This is a genomic window from Mesorhizobium sp. LNJC405B00, assembly GCF_000502615.1.
GTDB lineage: Bacteria > Pseudomonadota > Alphaproteobacteria > Rhizobiales > Rhizobiaceae > Mesorhizobium.
This window is the reverse complement of the sequence record NZ_AYWC01000009.1, coordinates 1-19,224: the sequence shown is the minus strand read 5'-3', so window position 1 is coordinate 19,224 and position 19,224 is coordinate 1. Positions and strand designations below refer to the sequence as shown.

Annotated in this window: 13 protein-coding genes; 6 read left to right on the top strand and 7 right to left on the bottom strand. The window is 62.5% G+C overall.

Annotated features, from left to right (window positions below; all coding sequences use genetic code 11):
- Positions 1–57 precede the first annotated feature (57 nt).
- The 5 genes from X756_RS148580 to X756_RS148600 form a co-directional block, all read right to left on the bottom strand.
- Positions 58–1,443: a hypothetical protein gene (locus X756_RS148580; RefSeq protein ID WP_156941387.1), complete on the bottom strand. Its 1,386-nt coding sequence runs from the start codon at positions 1,441–1,443 to the stop codon at positions 58–60.
- Positions 1,444–1,851: 408 nt separating this feature from the next.
- A complete protein-coding gene (locus X756_RS148585; protein ID WP_023730331.1) occupies positions 1,852–2,160 on the bottom strand; it encodes a DUF2934 domain-containing protein in 309 nt (102 codons plus the stop codon).
- 87 nt (positions 2,161–2,247) lie between these two features.
- Positions 2,248–2,838, bottom strand: a complete 591-nt coding sequence (locus X756_RS148590; protein ID WP_023730330.1) for a BA14K family protein — start codon at positions 2,836–2,838, stop codon at positions 2,248–2,250.
- Between the two features lie 190 nt (positions 2,839–3,028).
- Positions 3,029–6,835 carry a methionine synthase gene (gene metH, locus X756_RS148595; protein WP_023730329.1) on the bottom strand — a complete coding sequence of 1,269 codons (3,807 nt, stop codon included), beginning with the start codon at positions 6,833–6,835 and terminating at the stop codon, positions 3,029–3,031.
- Positions 6,836–6,982: 147 nt separating this feature from the next.
- Positions 6,983–8,104, bottom strand: coding sequence for a KamA family radical SAM protein (locus X756_RS148600; RefSeq protein ID WP_031238769.1), 1,122 nt, complete (start codon positions 8,102–8,104; stop codon positions 6,983–6,985).
- Positions 8,105–8,305: 201 nt separating this feature from the next.
- On the opposite strand from X756_RS148600, the gene X756_RS148605 reads away from it, so the two are divergent.
- The 3 genes from X756_RS148605 to X756_RS148615 all read left to right on the top strand — a co-directional run bounded on the left by X756_RS148605 (position 8,306) and on the right by X756_RS148615 (position 13,975).
- Positions 8,306–9,952, top strand: a complete 1,647-nt coding sequence (locus X756_RS148605; protein ID WP_023730327.1) for an acyl-CoA synthetase — start codon at positions 8,306–8,308, stop codon at positions 9,950–9,952.
- Positions 9,953–10,197: 245 nt separating this feature from the next.
- Positions 10,198–11,091 (top strand): hypothetical protein, encoded by an 894-nt coding sequence (locus tag X756_RS148610; protein WP_023730326.1) that lies wholly within the window; start codon positions 10,198–10,200, stop codon positions 11,089–11,091.
- Between the two features lie 262 nt (positions 11,092–11,353).
- Complete coding sequence (locus X756_RS148615) at positions 11,354–13,975, top strand: EAL domain-containing protein (RefSeq protein WP_031238768.1); 2,622 nt, start codon at positions 11,354–11,356, stop codon at positions 13,973–13,975.
- Between the two features lie 45 nt (positions 13,976–14,020).
- Here the strand turns inward: X756_RS148615 and X756_RS148620 are convergent, their stop codons facing one another.
- The gene (locus X756_RS148620; RefSeq protein ID WP_023730324.1) at positions 14,021–15,643 is read right to left on the bottom strand and encodes an ABC-F family ATP-binding cassette domain-containing protein; all 1,623 of its coding nucleotides are present in this window, start codon (positions 15,641–15,643) and stop codon (positions 14,021–14,023) included.
- A 265-nt stretch (positions 15,644–15,908) separates the two neighbouring features.
- Here X756_RS148620 and X756_RS0134640 point away from each other — a divergent pair, with 265 nt between their 5' ends.
- Genes X756_RS0134640 through X756_RS148630 form a run of 3 tightly spaced genes read left to right on the top strand, consistent with a single transcriptional unit; the run spans position 15,909 to position 18,223 of the window.
- Positions 15,909–16,340 (top strand): hypothetical protein, encoded by a 432-nt coding sequence (locus X756_RS0134640; protein ID WP_031238765.1) that lies wholly within the window; start codon positions 15,909–15,911, stop codon positions 16,338–16,340.
- Between the two features lie 39 nt (positions 16,341–16,379).
- The gene (locus tag X756_RS1000000169390; protein ID WP_198020033.1) at positions 16,380–17,285 is read left to right on the top strand and encodes a hypothetical protein; all 906 of its coding nucleotides are present in this window, start codon (positions 16,380–16,382) and stop codon (positions 17,283–17,285) included.
- Positions 17,282–18,223: a sugar ABC transporter substrate-binding protein gene (locus X756_RS148630; RefSeq protein WP_196813740.1), complete on the top strand. Its 942-nt coding sequence runs from the start codon at positions 17,282–17,284 to the stop codon at positions 18,221–18,223. The genes X756_RS1000000169390 and X756_RS148630 overlap by 4 nt, the downstream gene beginning before the upstream one ends.
- A 33-nt stretch (positions 18,224–18,256) precedes the next feature.
- Here X756_RS148630 and X756_RS148635 read toward each other — a convergent pair whose 3' ends face one another.
- Positions 18,257–19,000, bottom strand: a complete 744-nt coding sequence (locus tag X756_RS148635; protein ID WP_023730320.1) for a 2OG-Fe(II) oxygenase — start codon at positions 18,998–19,000, stop codon at positions 18,257–18,259.
- Positions 19,001–19,224 lie beyond the last annotated feature (224 nt).

Below are 19,224 nucleotides of genomic sequence, written 5' to 3'. Positions count from 1 at the left end.
CTCCGAGTTGCCGGACCACGGCAGCGCTAATGTCGAAATGTGGACCGGCCATGCTGGCTACGCCTCGCACTTCCGGACTAGCAGTATTTTCTCTTCTCGCATGGTCGCAGAGCTCGCATTCCGATCCGGCATTCGCTTGTGGTGAATGCGCCGGGTGAGCGTCGTGATCACCTTACAGTTTAGTCCCTCGACCAAGTCGCCGAGCACTAAGTCTGTGGGAACCTGCTGGCCGGCAATATTTCGGTTGCCAACCGTCCAAATCATGTAGCTGTCAGGCTTCATCACGCCGGTGATGCTGTCGAGGCTCGCACCGAAATCTCGATAAAATCTTAGTAGCCGACTCCGCCCGTCCTCAGGCTTGGCTGGCAGCTCATCGGCAAAGCGCTTCAACCGCGGCGAGGCCGCAAGCAGCGCTTCTTCGGTCCAGGCGCCGTCGCTCGAAACACCTCCAAGGCTACGGCGGTCGATCTCTTGCGTGGTTCGAAGGGCTGCGCTATCCGCAGCCGGATCAATATCCTTGAAGTCGATCCAATGCAGCGGCAGATAGGAATGCTGACCATAGGTCACAGTTGTCAGGTTATCGCCATAAGGCGGTGACGTCATGAGGAGGTCGAAAGGGGCCGCATGGCCCCAGTAGTCGACAACCCTCCGTGTGTCTCCGATGCGCACGTCAGTCTTGGCAACATACTTGCTTGATTTGATCTGTTTCGCCTCAGCAAGCTTCCGTCGAAATGTGGAGAAGCTCGCAGCATTTTCGCGCGCCAAACCGCGGAAAACAGCGATTGGCGACAGCTTCCGCTTTGCGGTCTCAGCTGCCGGTCGGGCGTGAAGCTTGTATGTGGACGTCCGATCATTACTCGTCAATCTGATGGTTTCGGCCAGCGTCACCCACAGGAAGCGCCGGACCCAGAGGCTCTCACACTTTTGGATCGCTCGCCTTATCCTAGACAGTTCGATGGCGACGTCAGCCTGAAACCATTTCTCGCGGTTAGGCATCGACGTCTCGATGGTCTCGCGGCGATCCGCCTCAGCCCTCTTTGCGACTACCTCACTAATCGCGCCGATCGTGAACTCCACTGACCGTGCGGTTCGAACTCGACTGATAAGGACGGCAAGCGGGTTGATGTCGTTCCCATATACATTCAGCCCAAAATGCATACCGCTTACGAGCGATGTGCCAGATCCGAGGAACGGATCATAGACAGACTGGATGTCGGGACGTGCCTCTAGAACCGCTCCGAGTAGCCTGCGCTGGACGATCGGCACCATCATCGCGGGATACTGGAATATGCAATGGGCACTGTCACTTCGGTCCCGCTCTTTTGAGGACCAAAAGTCAGGATCTGCGCCTTTGGAGTTGAGTAGCTTCAGAAGTTGCGCATCAACTTCTGAAGGAGTTTGGATCAATTGTCGGCCAAGATCGCGTCGCGCAATCAAATTCATTAAGCGCTCGTCCTAAGCCGGTGGGGCATTCCTAAGTAGTTGTAAGATGAGCCAAGAACCCAGGACATCCGTGCCGAAGCCCTGCCCTCCGGTCACCATCCCCATGAATATGATAGCCTCACTCGATGATTCCGTAAAGCCGCTACCGCCGAACAAATACACGCTAATAATCGATCAAAGCAGGGTTTTAGAGTTCCTTGTCAGTCCTTTGCACTGATTGCCCCGAATATCCCGTTCCCAATGCATCGTAAAATACTGCGCCTGGCGCTCGTGCTTTCCGCACCTCACAGTTGTCCAAACGTGCCGTGATTCCGCCGCTTGCCGGTCTCTTCGTCCTTCTTGTGTGAAAAAAGGTGGTATTTTGCGTGTTGCAGTTTCTAGATCGTCTCGCTCTTCCTCATCAGAATTTCACCCGCCGCCTCCCCTTGCCCCCCGCGCAGCCTGCTCAACCGCCGCCCTGTCCGTACCAAGCCGGTCAATCAGCTCCTGTGCCTCGTCGCCCGATATGCCGGTGCGCACGGCGAGTTCCTCGACGGTCAGGACGTCGGTGCTGGCGATCTCGCGCGGCAGGGCGTCGTCTGCGGTCAGCGGCAGGGCGGCTTCGCGGTCGATCTCGGCCTCGGCCCGGTGCCAGTGATGCTCGGGGTCGCCAGTGCCTTCGCGCTCCCAGATCTGGTAGGCGCGCTGCTGTATCTTGTGATGCCGGTCGTCTTCCATGGTGGTTCCTCCCCTGGGCTTTGAGGACGATCCGAACGACCCCAGAAATCGCGCGGTCGCAATCGTTCGCGGCGCCCTTCGCGCTGGCTATTCGCATTGCCGTCTCGGCCCGCCGGAATATGGCTGGTAGCTGTTGTCTTCCGGACGGTAGGAGCGATAGCGGCTGAAGCAGGAGGCGACATGGTCCGGTTCGCCGCCGGCAGCCGCGTAGGCGCCCGCGCCCTCGACGTAGCTTGCCTCTCGCGGCGCGACGCGGTCGGCGGCGAGATAGGGCGATACGCAGGTGCGCTGCTGTCCGCTATAGGACATGTAGCTGTTGTCGTCGGGATCGTAGGAGCGGTATCGGCTGGCGCACCAGGCGAGATGCGGCGGCGGCAGTTCGGTCCGCGCGATGGCGCCGGTGACTGTGGGATCGGGCTGCTGCCTGGCCGGGTCCTGGGCTGGCTCCTTGGCTGCGATGTCGGCAGGCGCGGGCTGCTCGGGCGGCACACGTTCGAAGTCCTGCGCCGTCTTGTCCACCGGCCGCGCTTTCCGGGTCCACAGTTCCGCCACGCTGACGGTGGGCCTTGCCTCCCGCACAGGCTTGGCGGCAAGCAGCCAGGCTGCGAAAACCAGCCCGCTGCCGAACACCGCAAGGGTCAGCACGAAGCCGCCGACCAGTCCCAAAATCGCTTTCACTCGACACTCCTTGTGTCCCTGCCAATAAAATGCGGGACATCACGGCTTGTTCCAGAAAAGCAGGCGCGAGGGACCTAAGTCTGACCTACCGACAACCGCCAGCTCGCCGAGAACCGGGTGCGGCGCGATTTTTTTCGACGGTGAAAAATCAAGGGAGCGGTCGAGCAGCCATTGGGCCACGTCGCAGCCGCTATTCCGCCGCCTCGGCATAGTGCTGAGGGACATAGTTGAGGATCGGGCCGAGCCAGCGCTCGACATCGGCCTGCGGCATGGCTTTGCGGCGGGCATAGTCCTCGACCTGGTCGCGCTCGACTTTGGCGACGCCGAAATAATAGCTTTCGGGATGGGCGAGATAGATGCCGGAGACCGAGGAGCCCGGCCACATCGCATAGCTCTCGGTCAGGCTGACGCCGACATTGCGCTCGCCGTCGAGCAGCCGGAACAAGGTCGCCTTCTCGGTATGATCGGGCTGCGCGGGATAGCCGGGCGCCGGGCGGATGCCGCGATAGGGCTCGCCGACCAGTTCGTCGGGCGCCAGCGTCTCGTCGGCGGCGTAACCCCAGAATTCCTTGCGCACCTTCTCGTGCATGCGCTCGGCGAAAGCTTCGGCGAAACGGTCGGCCAGCGCCTTGACCATGATCGAGGAATAATCGTCATTGGCGCGCTCGAAGCGCTCGGCGATCGCCACCTCCTCGATCCCCGCGGTGACGATGAAGCCGCCGATATAGTCCGGCTTGCCGCTGTCGGCCGGCGCGACGAAATCCGACAGCGCGACATTGGCCTTGCCGTCGCGCTTGGTCAGTTGCTGGCGCAGCGTGAAGAAGGTTGCCAGTTCCTGCGAGCGTGCCTCATCCGTGAACAGCCTGATGTCGTCGCCGACGGCGTTCGCCGGCCAGAAGCCGATGACGGCGCGCGGCGCGAACCATTTTTCGGCGATGATTTTCTCCAGCATCGCCTGCGCATCCTCGAACAGCTGGCGCGCGGCGGGTCCCTGCTTCTCGTCCTCAAGGATCTTGGGGTAACGCCCCTTCAACTCCCAGGTCTGGAAGAACGGCGTCCAGTCGATGTAGCGCGCGAGCTCCGTCAGGTCCCAGTTGCCGAAAACCTTGACGCCGGTGAAGGACGGCTTCGGCGGCTCATAGGTCGACCAGTCGACCTTGTGCGCATTGGCCCTGGCCTTGGCCAGCGGCAGCCGCTGCTTGTCGGCCTCGGAGCGGGCATGCGCGTCGGCGACCTTTTTGTACTCGGCCCGCACTGTGTCGACGTAGCCGCCCTTGGTCTCGTTCGACAGCAAGGATGACACGACGCCGACGGCGCGACTGGCGTCATTGACATAGACCGTCTGTCCCTTGGAATAGCGCGGGTGGATCTTCACCGCCGTGTGCACGCGGCTGGTCGTGGCGCCGCCGATCAGCAGCGGAATGTCAAACCCTTCACGCTCCATCTCGGCGGCCATGTGCACCATCTCGTCCAGCGACGGGGTGATCAGGCCGGACAGGCCGATGATGTCGACATTTTGCTCGCGAGCCGTCTGCAGGATCTTCGCCGCCGGCACCATGACGCCGAGATCGATGATCTCGTAATTGTTGCAGGCCAGAACGACGCCGACGATGTTCTTGCCGATGTCGTGGACATCGCCCTTTACAGTCGCCATCAGGATTTTGCCGGCTGTCTGGCGCTCGCCATTGTCGATGCCATTGGCGGCGTTGGCCAGTTTTTCGGCCTCCATGTGCGGCAGCAATCCGGCCACCGCCTGCTTCATCACGCGCGCCGACTTCACCACTTGCGGCAGAAACATCTTTCCCGCGCCGAACAGATCGCCGACGACATTCATGCCGGCCATCAGCGGGCCTTCGATGACATGCAGAGGCCGCTCGGCCGCAAGCCGCGCCTCTTCGGTGTCGGCGTCGATGAATTCGGTGATGCCGTTGACCAGCGCATGGGAAATCCGCTGCTCGACTGTCCAGTCGCGCCAGGCGAGATCGCGCTCCCTGGCGTCCTTGCCGGCCGTGCCCTTGAAACGCTCGGCGATCTCCAGCATGCGTTCGGTGGCGGTGCCGCCGGCCCTGGGCGCGCGGTTGAGCACGACGTCCTGGCACGCTTCGCGCAGCTCCGGCTCGATCGTGTCGTAGACGGCGAGCTGGCCGGCATTGACGATGCCCATATCCATGCCGCGCTGGATGGCGTGGTAGAGGAACACGGCGTGCATCGCCTCGCGCACGGGCTCGTTGCCGCGAAACGAGAAGGACAGGTTCGAGACGCCGCCCGAGATATGCACATGCGGCAGCGTGGCGGTGATCTCGCCGGCGGCCTCGATGAAGTCGACGCCGTAATTGTCGTGCTCCTCTATGCCGGTGGCGACCGCGAAGACATTGGGGTCGAAGACGATGTCTTCGGGCGGGAAACCCGCCTGTTCGGTGAGCAGCTTGTAGGCGCGGGTGCAGATCTCGACCTTGCGCGCCTTGGTGTCGGCCTGGCCGGCCTCGTCGAAGGCCATGACGACCACCGCCGCGCCGTAGGCGCGCACCAGCTTCGCATGATGCAGAAAGGCTTCCTCGCCTTCCTTCATCGAGATGGAGTTGACCAGTGGCTTGCCCTGCACGCATTTCAGCCCGGCCTCGATGATCTCCCATTTCGAGGAGTCCACCATCACCGGAACACGGGCGATGTCGGGTTCGGCGGCGATCAAATTGAGGAACTCGACCATCGCCTTTTTCGAATCGATCAGGCCTTCATCCATGTTGATGTCGATGATCTGTGCGCCATTGGCGACCTGGTCGCGCGCCACGTCGAGCGCCGGAACATAGTCGCCCGCCGTGATCAGCTTTCGGAACCTGGCCGAGCCGGTGACGTTGGTGCGTTCGCCGACATTGACGAAGGGAATCTCATCAGTCAGCGTGAACGGCTCCAGCCCGGACAGGCGCATCTTGCGCTCGATCTCGGGGATGGCGCGTGGCGGATATTTCTTGACAGCCTCGGCGATGGCGCGGATGTGGTCCGGCGTCGAGCCACAGCAGCCGCCGACGACGTTGACGAGCCCTTCCCGCGCAAAATCCTCGATCTGCGCGGCCATGAAGTCCGGGCTCTCGTCATAGCGGCCGAATTCATTGGGCAGGCCGGCATTCGGATAGGCGCAGACGAAGGTGTCGGCGGCGCCTGAAATTTCGGCCAGATGCGCGCGCATCGCATTGGCGCCGAGCGCGCAGTTGAGGCCGATGGTGAAGGGGCTCGCATGGCGCACCGAATGCCAGAAGGCGGTCGGCGTCTGGCCCGACAGGGTGCGGCCGGAGAGATCGGTGATGGTGCCGGAAATCATCACCGGCAGGTGCACCTCTTTCTCGAAGATCTCGTTGCAGGCGAAGATTGCCGCCTTGGCGTTCAGCGTGTCGAAGATGGTTTCAATGAGAATGATGTCGGCGCCGCCGGCGATCAGGCCGCGCAGCTGCTCGCCATAGGCCAGGCGCAATTCATCGAAGGTCACGGCGCGATAGCCGGGATTGTTGACGTCGGGCGACATCGAGGCGGTGCGGTTGGTTGGCCCGAGCGCGCCGGCGACGAAGCGCCGCTTGCCGTCTTCCTGCTCGGCGCGAATGGCGGCGCGCCGCACCAGCCGCGCGCCGTCGCGGTTCAGCGCGTAGACGGCATCCTCCATGCCGTAATCGGCCTGGGCGATCGAGGTCGAGGAGAAGGTGTTGGTCTCGAGGATATCGGCGCCAGCGATGGCGTATTGATAATGTATCTCCTCGATCGCCTTCGGCTGCGTCAGGATCAAGAGGTCGTTGTTGCCCTGCTGGTGGCAGGCGCAGCCGGCAAAAGCCTCGCCACGGAAATGCTCCTCGTCGAAACCGAGACCCTGGATCTGCGTGCCCATGGCGCCGTCGAGGATGAGGATGCGCTCGCGTGCCGCTGCCGTCAGCGCCGCAAGCACTTCGGACCCATCGGGTCTGGCCGCGACGGGGCCGAACAATGCGTCCAGCGATGCAGAATTCTGCGACATTTTTTATCCTTGAGGCGACAACCATCACATAAGGATATCTTTATGTCAACATACGGAATGCAGGCGAACGCGTCGTGGCGATAGTTTGGTGCGATCGGTCGTTCTGATCGACAATGTGGGGCGGTCATTGGCGCCGCTGCGCCGTGCCTACACCACCACCTCCCGATATACCCTCACCTCGCCATCCTGGCCGCGGATGCGCCAGTCCTGCCCTTCCCGTCCCTCGACATGGCATGGCCCGAGCGGCACCTTGCCGCCGCCTTCCGGCAGGTCCAGCACATAGATCGGATTGCAGATGCCCGACAGGCGGGCGCGCAGCGCGCCGGCCAGCGCCTGTCCCTGCGCAATCGTGGTGCGCCTGTGCGCCATGCCGCGCGCGAGGTCGCCATGGTGCAGGTAATAGGGTTTGACGCCGAGCCGGTACATCAGTTCGCGGCAGAGTTCCTCCAGCACCTCGACCGTATCGTTGACGCCCTTGAGCAGGACACTCTGGTTGAGCAGCACGAAGCCTGCCTGGCGCATGACGCGACAGGCCAATTCGGTGGCCGGCGTGATCTCCCGCGCATGGTTGAAATGGGTGACGATTGTGACCATCAGCCGGCCCTGCAAGGCGCCAACCAGCCCCGACGTGATGCGCGCCGGCAGCACGACAGGCACGCGCGTGTGGATACGCAGCAGCCTGACATGCGCGATCGCCTCGATGCGGGCGCGGATTTCAGCCAGCGCCTTGTCGGGCAGCGAAAGCGGATCGCCGCCGGTCAGGATCACTTCGCGGATTTCGGTATGGGCTTCGATATAGGCAAAGGCGTCTTCGAGCGCCTCGCGCGTATAGCCGCGGCCGATCGAGGTCAGAGACTCCTTGCGGAAGCAGAAGCGGCAATAGACCGCGCATTGGTAGGTCGCAAACAACAGCACGCGGTCGGCGTGGCGGTGCGTCAGTCGCGGCACCGGACTGAAGGCATGGTCGGCGATCGGATCGTCGAGCTCGCCTTCCGTTTCCGTCAGCTCATCCGGCGATGGAATGATTTGCGCGCGGATCGGGTCGGCGGGATCGTTCCAGTCGATCAGGTCGAGATAGGTTTTGGGGGCACGCACCTTGTGGTGTACGGCCGCCTCCTGCGCCGCCGCGCGCTCGGCGGGTGACAGCGGCAGCGAGGCGAGATCGCGGACGTGGCGCACGCCCGCGCGGATGTCGTTTTGCCAGGCGGTGTCGGCATCGCGTCCTTCGTCGGCGATGGCCGCGTCATCGAAAGTTGAGTCTGGGGTCATTGGGGCCTCGGGGCAATTCTGGCGGTGCTATCGGCCGGATGGACGGTTCGGTCAACAGCAGTGGCTCGGCGCGGATTGTCGCTGCGCTGCGATCCTTCGCATCCCCCGACTATCGCCGTAATCGACCAGCGCAGCAATTTCAGGCAATCTCACCGATAAGGCGCTCCAAGGGGAGATGGGCGCCGCCTAGGGAGGATCGCCATGAGCAAAATGCCGCGTTATGAGGATGCCGTTCAGCGCTTTCGCATCGAAGATGAGATCGCGCGGTTGTATGGCAACCCTGGAACCGGCCTCAATGCCTATGTCGAATGCTGCGGCCGCTACACCGGAGAAGACCGGCTGGCGCTGCGCGCGATCTCGGCCGGCGGCGAGCTTCGCGAATTCAGCTTCGACGATCTCGCCGACATGTCGGGGCGCGCCGCCAATGTGCTCAAGGCCGCCGGCGTCGGTGCCGGCGATGTCGTCGCCGGCATGCTGCCGCGCGTCCCCGAACTGGTGGCGCTGATCCTCGGGACGTGGCGCATCGGCGCGGTCTACCAGCCGCTGTTCACCGCCTTCGGTCCGAAAGCCATCGAGCACCGCCTCGGCTATAGCGGCGCCAGGATCGTGGTGACCAACCCGGCCGATCGCGGTAAGCTCGACGAGGTCGAGACATCAGCGCAAATCGCCACCATTCTTGGCAATGGCGATGTGCTGCCTGCAGGCGACATCGATTTCCGCGCCGCGCTTGCCGCCGCCTCGCCCGACTGCCAGCCGGTGATGCGCAAGGGCGACGACTTGTTCATGATGATGTCGACGTCGGGAACGACCGGCCTGCCCAAGGGCGTGCCGGTGCCGCTCCGCGCCCTGCTCGCCTTCGGCGCCTATATGCGTGACGCGATCGGCTTGCTGCCCGACGACATCTTCTGGAACATCGCCGACCCCGGCTGGGCCTACGGCCTCTATTACGCCATCACCGGCCCGTTGCAGCTCGGCATCGCCACGACCTTCCATGAAGGCGCCTTCAACGCCAAGAGCACTTACGACATCATCGAGCGGCTCGGCGTCACCAGCCTTGCCGGCTCGCCGACCGCCTATCGCCTGCTGATGGCGGAAGGCGCGGAAGCTGCGGCCCGCGTCAAAGGCAGACTGCGCGTGGTGAGCAGCGCCGGCGAGCCGCTCAACCCGGAAGTCATCCGCTGGTTCGACGCAAATCTCGCCGCGCCCATTCACGACCATTACGGCCAGACCGAGAACGGCATGATGGTCAACAACCATCATGGGCTCTCGCATGTCGTTCGCGCGGGCTCGGCCGGCTTCGCCATGCCCGGATATCGCATGGTGGTACTGGACGAGGCCGGCAACGAGCTCGGCCCCAACCAGCCCGGCATCCTCGCCGTCGACATCGCGAAGTCGCCGCTGCGCTGGTTCGACGGCTATCACCAAGCCGAGACGCCGGCGATCAGGGGCGGCTACTACCGCACGGGCGACACGGTGGAGTACGAGCCGGACGGTTCGGTCTCCTTCATCGGCCGCGCCGACGATGTCATCACTTCGGCCGGCTACCGCATCGGCCCGTTCGACGTCGAAAGCGCGCTGATCGAGCATCCGGCGGTCAACGAGGCGGCCGTGGTCGGCGTACCCGATCCGCAGCGCACAGAGATCGTCAAGGCCTTCGTCGTGCTGGTGCCGGCTTACAAGGGCAACCCCGACCTCGCCGAAGAGCTTGCCCAGCACGTCAAGAAACGGCTGTCGGCGCACGCCTACCCGCGCGAGGTCGAATTCGTCACCGAGCTGCCGAAGACGCCGAGCGGCAAGATTCAGCGGTTTTTGCTGAGGAAGGCGGAGGTGGAGAAGCGCAAAGGGTGATGTAGGCGCCAATCTCCCCCCTCGAGAGGGAGATGTCGCCGAAGGCGACAGAGGGGGTCGTTGCGCGTGAAGCGCTAACGTCGTCTCGCGCTGCAAAAGGAGTCAGCGCTTCACGCGCGGCGACCCCCTTTGGCCTGCCGGCCATCTCCCCCTCATGTGGGGAGATCTGCAGCTCCAACGCCGTCTTTTTTCAGCCCAATGTTGTCATGTATCCTTGGAATCGAACGTAGAGCAGGGTTTATATCATGCGGTGGGTCTGGACGTTTCTGTTTGCGCTGGTGAGCAGCGTGGCTTTCACGGCCTCGCCGGAGGACGACTATGTGGCCGCGCGTGACAAGGCGATTGCTGATATCGCGGCGCTGAACAGTGCGAACGCGGCAATCGAGACCATCGACGCTGAGAACGAGAAGGCGCTGGCCGACCTCCAGCAGCGTCTTGCCGGCATCATCGGTCCGTTGGCGGTCAAGGACTTTCCCCCAACCGGCACAATCAATATCGAAAGCCTCAGCGACTCCGATATCGGCTATGGCATGCTCGATGGACTGCGATACACCAAGGACGACGACGGGCCTAGCCTGGTGGCAACGACGCGAGGGCTGCTGGAGCGCTGGCTCCAGTCCAGAACCGCCGAGACCGACGAGAGTTTCAAACTGCCCGCCGGCATCGATGAGGCGCTTAAGCTCGATGCCTTCTATACCCAGGCGATCAACAGCGACGCCGCCTTCGAGGGAACGCTCGACTTTCCATTGAAGAAACCAGAAGGCGCCGACATCGCCTTCGCACGGCTCGGCGGCTGGACGCAGGACGTCGGGCCGATCTATGAGCAGGAAGTCATCGTTACGCTCGTCAAAGGCAACAGCGTGAGAATTATCGCAGCGCCGGCAGCCCCTGCAGTTCCGAAGATCGCCGCCTGCGACCCCGTGTGGGCTGCTGCGGACGCCGCCGCGCAGAAATTCCAGGAGGCCTACCAGGCGTCGGACCTGAAGGACGAAAAAGCGTTCGAGTCCTCCAACGCCGCCTGGGACAAGGGCGACAGCGACTACCGGGCCTGCATGGCGCAGCGCCTGCCGGCTGACCCGGCTTTCCCGGCGCTGCTCGCCCAGGCGCAGGCGCTGGCCGATCAAATGGCTGGGAAGTAAGCCTCCCGCAAGGGCCCGCGCGGCAAGATCAAGCGGCTTGTTGCAATCTGAGGCGAATATGACTCCGCCGCTGGGTTGCAGAACGCTGCAACCTGGCGTCCTACTTTCGGACACTCATTCAGATTTCGGCTGGACCCTGGCAGCCAAAAGCTTACCGTTTGTTCTCGGATTCGTCTCGAAGCTCAAACTTAAGCTTTAGCTACTATGGTCGACCGAAGGACTACTGTCCTGGAAAGGTCTTCGGATCGAGTTGGCAGGTGCAATGCTCAATTCCGGCCGGTTGAAACGGGCCGTTTTTTCTTCCGCCAACTTGCCGGCGGCGATTGCCTTTGTCGTGCTTCTCGTCTGCGCCCTGGTTGCCGACCAGAGGAACAGAGAGGTCTCCGATCAGCTGGCGCGCGCCGACGTCCTGGCCAAGGTCAACATCATACGCGCCAAGCTCGAAGGCAACATAGGCGGCAATCTCCAGCTGGTTCAGGGTCTCGTTTCGACAATCGTTACCGAGCCCTATATGGGCCAGCAAAGATTTGCGGCACTCGCCCGTAATTTGTTCGAGCAAAAATCGCAGTTGCGCGATATTGCCGGCGCCCCCGACCTCGTCATCGCGCTGATATATCCGCTGGAAGGCAATGAAAAAGCCATCGGGCTGGACTACCGCAAGAGCGATACGCAACGCATGGCCGCGCTTCGCGCCCGTGACCAGCGCGCGCTGGTGCTCGCCGGGCCGGTCAAACTGGCGCAAGGCGGACGTGGCTTCATCGGCCGTATCCCGGTCTTCGTGCCGACGGCGGGTGGCGGCGACCGTTTCTGGGGTATCGTCTCGGCCGTGATCGATGTCGATCGGCTCTACGCTGCCAGCGGACTGACCGACCCTGATCTGGATATCGATGTGGCGCTTATCGGCAAGGATGCGCTCGGCGGCGGCGGGGAACTGTTCTTCGGCGGCGATAATGTCGTGTCCGGCAATCCGGTGATGGCAGAGGTGCAATTGCCTTCAGGCTCCTGGCAAATTTCAGCCATACCGAAGGGCGGCTGGCCGACCGCTCCGAAAAATGAGTGGCTGTTGCGTCTGCTCATGGCGCTTGCCGGCGCGCTGGTGGTGCTGCCGATCCTCGTGGCAGGACGTCTTTTCGGTGAGCGGCAGAAAAGTGACGCCGAGTTGAGGCGCCTGTCCCGGCGGCTGGAGTTGGCGTTGGAAGCCTCTGCTATAGGCGTGTGGGAGCACGATACCGTCAGCAACGAACTCGTATGGGACGACCGCATCAACGAAATCTATGGCAAACCCGGCGGCGGCAAGTCCCGTAGCTATGACGACTGGGCCTTGGCGATTCATCCCGAAGACTTCGAACGGGCTAAAGCAGATTTCGATTCGGCTGTTGCAACACAAGGCCCCTACTCTTCGCAGTATCGGCTCCTGCGGCCGGACGGCACCATTCGCCATGTGCGCACCCGCGCCAGTTTCTTCCGGGACATCGACGGCACGCCAAAAATGATCGGCGCCGAATGGGATGTGACAGGCGACGTGCTGCTCAACGAGAATCTCGTGCGTGAACGTCGCCTTTCAGAATCGAAAAATGCCGAACTGAACCTGGCCAAAGCCCGCATCGAGCATGTCGCGATGCATGATTCGCTGACCGGTCTGCCCAACCGTCGGTATCTGGACGAGATGCTTGCCGAAAACCGCGAAGCCGACGGCCGCGCGGCGTTGCTGCATCTCGACCTTGACCGGTTCAAGCAGATCAACGACACGCTCGGCCATGCAGCGGGCGATGCATTGCTGGTGCATGCTTCGAAAGTCATCAAGGCCAGCGTCGGCAGTGCCGATTTCGTTGCGCGCATCGGCGGCGACGAGTTTGTCGTGCTGAGCCATGGACGCGACGACAAGGAACTCGCCGCGCTGGCCGACCACATTATCGATGCGATGCGCCAGCCGGTCGACTATCTGGGTCACCAGTGCCGGTTCGGCGTCAGCATCGGCATTGCGGCCAATAGCGGCGTCGATGCAAGGCAGTTGCTTGTCAATGCCGATCTAGCGCTGTACCGGGCGAAAGGCCGCGGCCGCAACCGCTACGAGTTTTTCAACGAAGAGCTGCAGAGCGAGATCGTGCGGACCAAGCAGACCGCCGACGAGATTCTGGGCGGGCTCGAGCGGAACGAATTCATCGTCTACTATCAGCCGCAGTTCGACGCCAAGACGCTGGAGATCGTCGGCGTCGAGGCGCTGTCGCGTTGGGATCACCCGCAACGCGGCATGCTGACCCCCGACGCCTACATCAAGGTGGCTGAAGAACTCAATGTCGTGGCGCTTATCGACCGCACCGTCCTGGAGCAGGCGCTCGATAATTTCGAGCGTTGGTCGCGCAGCCACCTCAACATCCCGCGCGTCTCGGTCAACGTTTCCGCACGGCGCCTGGAAGACAGGGACCTGATCAAGGGTTTGCGCAAGCTTCCCATCAAGGAAGGGACCGTGTCGTTCGAACTGGTGGAGTCGATTTTCCTCGACGAAAACGACGAGCTGGTCAGCTGGAACATCGAACACATCAAGGGGCTTGGCATCGACGTCGAGATCGACGATTTCGGCACCGGGCATGCCTCGATCGTCTCGCTGTTGAAGTTGCGGCCCCGTCGCCTCAAGATCGACCGCCAACTGGTCACCCCCATCACCAGCTCAACCGCACAGCGGCAGCTTGTGTCGTCCATCATCGACATCGGCAAGTCGCTCGGGATCGAAGTGATCGCCGAGGGCGTCGAGACGATGGAGCACGCGCGCATCCTGAAAGAGCTTGGCTGCGACATCCTGCAAGGCTTCCTGTTCGGCTACCCGATGGATGCCAAAGCCTTCAAGGCCTTCGCGCAGTCGCGCAAATGGCTGGCGGCGAGCTGACAAATCCTGGCTTTGCTGGACGCAAATGCGGACGCAGGACCTGCGTCAGATCCGCAGCCCCGGCGCCTCGTGCCCGGTCCTCTCCACATATTCGGTATAGCCGCCGCCATAGGTGTGGATGCCTTCTGGCGTCAGTTCCAGCACGCGGTTGGAGAGTGCGGCCAGGAAATGGCGGTCGTGCGAGACGAACAGCATGGTGCCTTCGTATTGCGATAGCGCCGTGATCAGCATCTCCTTTGTGGCGATGTCCAAATGGTTGGTCGGCTCGTCCAGCACCAGCAGGTTGGGCGGGTCGAACAGCATCAGCGCCATTACCAGGCGCGCCTTTTCGCCGCCCGACAGCACCCGGCATTTCTTCTCGATCTCGTCGCCGGAAAAGCCGAAGCAGCCGGCGAGTGCCCTGAGCGGCGCCTGGCCGGCTTGCGGAAACGCGTCCTCCAGCGTCTGGAACACGGTGCGTTCGCCCTCCAGCACCTCCATGGCGTGCTGGGCGAAATAGCCCATTTTCACACTCGGCCCCCGAGCAACTGTGCCGGCATCCGGGTCAGACGCGCCGGCAACCAGCTTCAGCAGCGTCGACTTGCCGGCGCCGTTGACGCCCATGATGCACCAGCGCTCGCGGCGGCGGACCTGGAAATCCAGCCCCTCATAGATCGAGCGGCTGCCATAGCCCTTGTGGACGTTCTTCAGCGTCACGACATCCTCGCCGCAGCGCGGCGCCGGCTGAAAATCGAAATTCACGATCTGACGGCGCTTGGGCGGCTCGACACGATCGATCTTGTCGAGCTTCTTCACCCGGCTCTGCACCTGGGCGGCGTGTGACGCCCGCGCCTTGAAGCGCTCGATAAAAGCGATCTCCTTGGCCAGCATGACCTGCTGGCGCTCGAACTGCGCCTGCTGCTGCTTGTCGGCGATCGCCCGCTGCTGCTGGTAGAATTCGTAATTGCCGGAATAGGCGGTGAGCGAACCGGCGTCGATCTCGACCACCTTGTTGACGATGCGGTTCATGAACTCGCGGTCGTGCGAGGTCATCAGCAGCGCGCCCTCATAACCCTTCAGGAACTGCTCCAGCCAGATCAGGCTTTCGAGATCGAGATGGTTCGACGGCTCGTCGAGCAGCATCACGTCGGGCCGCATCAACAGGATGCGGGCCAGCGCGACGCGCATCTTCCAGCCGCCGGACAGCTTGCCGACATCGCCGTCCATCATTTCCTGGGAAAAGCCGAGGCCGTCGAGCACTTCGCGGGCGCGGCCATCCAGCGCATAGCCGTCGAGTTCCTCGAAACGGTGCTGCGCCTCGCCATATTTCTCGATGATCTCGTCCATCCGGTCGGCCTGGTCGGGATCGGCCATGGCCGCCTCGAGTTCTGCCATTTCGGCCGCCACGTCGCTGACCGGCCCGGCGCCGTTCATCACTTCGGCCACAGCACTGTGGCCGGCCATGTCGCCGACATCCTGGCTGAAATAGCCGATGGTGACGCCGCGATCGACCTGGACCTGGCCCTCATCAGGCTGCTCCTGGCCGGTAATCATGCGAAACAGCGTCGTCTTGCCGGCGCCGTTCGGGCCGACAAGGCCGACCTTCTCGCCCTTCTGTAGCGAGGCCGAGGCCTCGATGAAGACAAGCTGGCGGCCGTTCTGCTTGCCGATATTTTCGAGACGGATCATGGAGGAGTCCGGGTCAATGCGCTGAATTGGCGGGAGTTGCCCGAGCGCTTACCCGAATGAGGGCAATGAGGGAAGCGGGCAAATTGTCCGCGTAGAACGAACTGTTCCACAAGGGCAGGTCGACACCTGTCAACTCACAGCCGAAAAGTACTGTCTGCTGCGTAGCACAAGCAGGAGCAGCGATGATTGCGCCCACCCAGATTGACCTTGCGTCAATTCCTTGCGACACTGCCATTATACTGGGCGCAATGCTTGCGGGGGCATCATGTCCGAACAGGGTCAAGGTGGGAATCAGGCACCTGCGCATGGTCTGGCGGGAGGCATATACGGATTCCTGCAGGAAGCTATCAAGGCTGTACCGGCCGTGCGCTATGCGTTGGGTGTCGGCGGCATCGCCGCCGTCATCGCGATCGTAGCGTCCTTCCTCGACCTCCGCATCGCGCTGGTTGGCATTCCGATCTTGTTCGTGTTCATGATCATCCTCGTGGTGTTTGCGCGCCTGGCAAAGAGCGCACCCGGACTGCGCTGGGCAATGTCCGCACTGGTCTGGTTTTCGGTGCTGCTGCTGATTTTCGCGACGGCACTGTTTGCGCTCACCTTCTTCGTGCGGACCGACATCCTTCATGGCTGGGGCCTCAACAGCTTCTACGAACTGTTCGGTTGGCAGCCCGACAGCGCGTCGCCTCCGAAGCCCTGAAATCGTCAACTGCCTTCGATTGTCAACATGAGGAGCTGGATGGCCGACGAGATTGCAGGCGGCGGTGTAGCACCGGCTAGTCAAACCCTCTGGGCTAGGTTCAGAAATTGGGTGTGGCAGGCAATCGAAGATGTGCCGGCCCTGCGCTATGCGCTACTCGCCTGCACCATCGCCGCAGTCATCGCCTTCGCCGCCGCCTTCCTCGACGCCAGGATCGCTTTGGTGGGCATTCCGATCCTGCTCGTCCTCATGGTCGCGCTCTTTCTTTTCGATCGCCTGACATATGCCATAGGGATCCACTGGGCCGCTTCCGTTCTGATGTGGAGTGGCGTGATCCTCATGATGGTTGCCATCCCCGCCTTTGCCGTTACGTTCTTCGTCCGCCCCGACATACTGCATGGCTGGGGCTTCAACAGTTTCTACGAGATGTTCGGCATAGAGCCGAGCGACACGGTGAAGAAACGCAATGCCGGCCAGTACATCGCCGCCTTCGACGACGCGGTAGGCGGCGCGGCGGCACCGGAAGCGGTGGCGGCGGCGATCGAACGAACGGCGGCCTTCTGGCGCCAACCAGAACAGCGGGAGATCTTGCGCAAGTATCGCTGCAGCGATCCCGCGAGCAAGATCATCTTCGAGAAATCGGCTGAGTTTGTGCTGGCCGATATCTCGTTGATGAAGGACGTGGACACGGTGACGCGCTACTACGACTCGGTCGCGCGCTGCGTGCTGCGCGGCGAGTGCGACCCGGCCGAGGTATGCGGTTATTTCTACCAGCAGATGGACGACTTCCAGCGCCAGTACACGCGCTACTTCCACGAAATCCGCATTCTCGAGGGCCGCGACTCAATCGCCAATGTACGCACGCTGCTGTTCAAAGCGTGCCAGAAACGGGACACATCGCCAGCCAGCCCGGAAGAGCTGAAATGCGAGGAGACTCCACAATGAGACCGATGGCGACGCTGCTCGCATGGATGGTGCTGATGCTTTTCCTGTGCCAGCCGGGCCTGGCGCAGGACAAACGCCAGTATCTGGTGCTGGTCACCTCGTCCTCACCGGTGCTGGCGGAGCGCTTCCGCGCCGGCTGCGAGGCCGTTGCCGAGGAATTGAAGATCGCCTGCAATGTTGTGAGCGCCCTCCCCGGGCCACCGGAGGGCATCGCCGCAATCGAGTCATTCATCTCCAAAGGCGGCTCGGGCATCGTGCTGCAGGTCTACGGCGGCGACCTGGCCTATGTCGAGGTGCTTAAGAAGGCGAGGGACATGGGCGTGCCGACGGTGATTGCCAGCACCAGCCTGATCGAAGCCGCCTCCCCCCTCGCCGAAGTGGCGATCTCAATCGTCGGCGTCGATGCCGAGACCTTCGTCAGCAAGATCAGCGATGCGATCAAAGCAGATGGTGCCAAGGACGCGGCCTTCTGCCTGCTCGGCTTCGAACAGACGCCCTCACCGCTCAAGCTTGCCTACGGCGCCCTGACGCAAAAGCTCGAAGCGGCTGGCGCCAAGCGATCCGACGCCTGCCCCGAGGCCCTCGCCTTCCAGGGCTCCTTCGAGCAAACGCTGTTTTCAGGAGTCCAGAAGCTGCTCGCCGAACAGGATGTGCGCTTCGTCATCCTGCCGTTCCGGGCCGACTCAAGCTACATCGACGGGCTGAAACAGATAGCCGCCGAGGCCGGCCGCAGCACCGTCTTCGTGTCAGCATGGGCGAGCCCGTTCGAGCTCAGCCGGACGGGAACGCTGACGCTTTACAAAGCCCAACAGGGAGAAAGGGTCGAGCCGTCGCAGCCCATCCAGCCTACCATCCAGATCAGCACCGGTGCCTTTTGCGAAAGTTGCGACTGCAAGACGGACACCGAGTGCAAGGAATCCTGCGCAGAGTGCAACTGAACTGCACCCTCCATTTGGAAGGATAAGGCGCCGCTACTTCGCATCGTGGAAAATGATCCCCACCGTATGCCGCTTGCCTGAACGCAGGCGGCTGACGCCGTGCCGGAGATTGACGCGGTAATGCCCTTTCGTGCCCTGCACCGGGCGATTGTGGACCGCAAAAATCACCGCGTCGCCTTGGGTCAGCGGCACCACTTCGGCACGGCTTTGCATGCGCGGGCGCTGTTCGGTCAGCACGAACTCGCCGCCGGCGAAATCCTCACCCGGCTGCGACAAGAGGATCGCCACCTGCAGCGGAAAAGCAAGATCGCCATGGAGGTCCTGGTGCAGGCAGTTGAAGTCGCCGGGGCCATATTGCAGGAGAAGCGGCGTCGGCCGTGTCTGACCCTGCTTGTGACAAAGCTCGAGGAAGGCGGCGTGGTCGGCTGGATAGCGCTGCGCCACGCCCATGCGCTCGTTCCAGTCATTGGCGACGCTGGCCAGCCTTGGGTAGAGCGCGGTGCGCAGGCCGCCGACCAGGTCCGGCAGCGGATAGCGGAAGTAGCGATACTCGCCCTTGCCGAAGCCGTGGCGTGCCATCACCACATGACTGCGGAAATGTTCTTCATGCGGATAGAGCGCGGCTATCTCGGCGCACTCCTCGGGTGAAAGCAGCGCCGGCATGACGGTGCTGCCATGGCTATTCAGGTCGCCGACCAAAGCACTCCAGTCCTGCGCTGCGACGCGCGCTTCGGCCGAGTGGGCTGCACGTTTGGTGGTTAGGGAATGGATGGTCATGGATGCCTCCTTTGCTTGCGATCAAAGTGGGGCGAATGAGTGGTGCGTACCACCCGATTCCTGCGGAGGTGGCGGAGCTGCCAATCTCCCCCACGAGGGCATAGGCGCTAAGATAGCTTTGGCATGGACTGAAACTTGCGCTTTCGTGGTGGTTCGCGCCAGCGATATCGCAAGGCATGGAGATTTTGGCGCAGGGCCGCCAAGGAAGGTTGAGTAAAGATGGT

Bases quoted from the DNA above. Each gene is read 5' to 3' on its own strand.
- X756_RS1000000169390 (WP_198020033.1), top strand. From the start codon at position 16,380: ATGGCCGACGAGATTGCAGGCGGCGGTGTAGCACCGGCTAGTCAAACC.
- X756_RS148600 (WP_031238769.1), bottom strand. From the start codon at position 8,104: ATGACCCCAGACTCAACTTTCGATGACGCGGCCATCGCCGACGAAGGA.
- X756_RS148610 (WP_023730326.1), top strand. From the start codon at position 10,198: ATGCGGTGGGTCTGGACGTTTCTGTTTGCGCTGGTGAGCAGCGTGGCT.
- X756_RS148580 (WP_156941387.1), bottom strand. From the start codon at position 1,443: ATGAATTTGATTGCGCGACGCGATCTTGGCCGACAATTGATCCAAACT.
- X756_RS148615 (WP_031238768.1), top strand. From the start codon at position 11,354: ATGCTCAATTCCGGCCGGTTGAAACGGGCCGTTTTTTCTTCCGCCAAC.
- X756_RS148585 (WP_023730331.1), bottom strand. From the start codon at position 2,160: ATGGAAGACGACCGGCATCACAAGATACAGCAGCGCGCCTACCAGATC.
- X756_RS148635 (WP_023730320.1), bottom strand. From the start codon at position 19,000: ATGACCATCCATTCCCTAACCACCAAACGTGCAGCCCACTCGGCCGAA.
- X756_RS148605 (WP_023730327.1), top strand. From the start codon at position 8,306: ATGAGCAAAATGCCGCGTTATGAGGATGCCGTTCAGCGCTTTCGCATC.
- X756_RS0134640 (WP_031238765.1), top strand. From the start codon at position 15,909: ATGTCCGAACAGGGTCAAGGTGGGAATCAGGCACCTGCGCATGGTCTG.
- X756_RS148620 (WP_023730324.1), bottom strand. From the start codon at position 15,643: ATGATCCGTCTCGAAAATATCGGCAAGCAGAACGGCCGCCAGCTTGTC.
- metH (WP_023730329.1), bottom strand. From the start codon at position 6,835: ATGTCGCAGAATTCTGCATCGCTGGACGCATTGTTCGGCCCCGTCGCG.
- X756_RS148630 (WP_196813740.1), top strand. From the start codon at position 17,282: ATGAGACCGATGGCGACGCTGCTCGCATGGATGGTGCTGATGCTTTTC.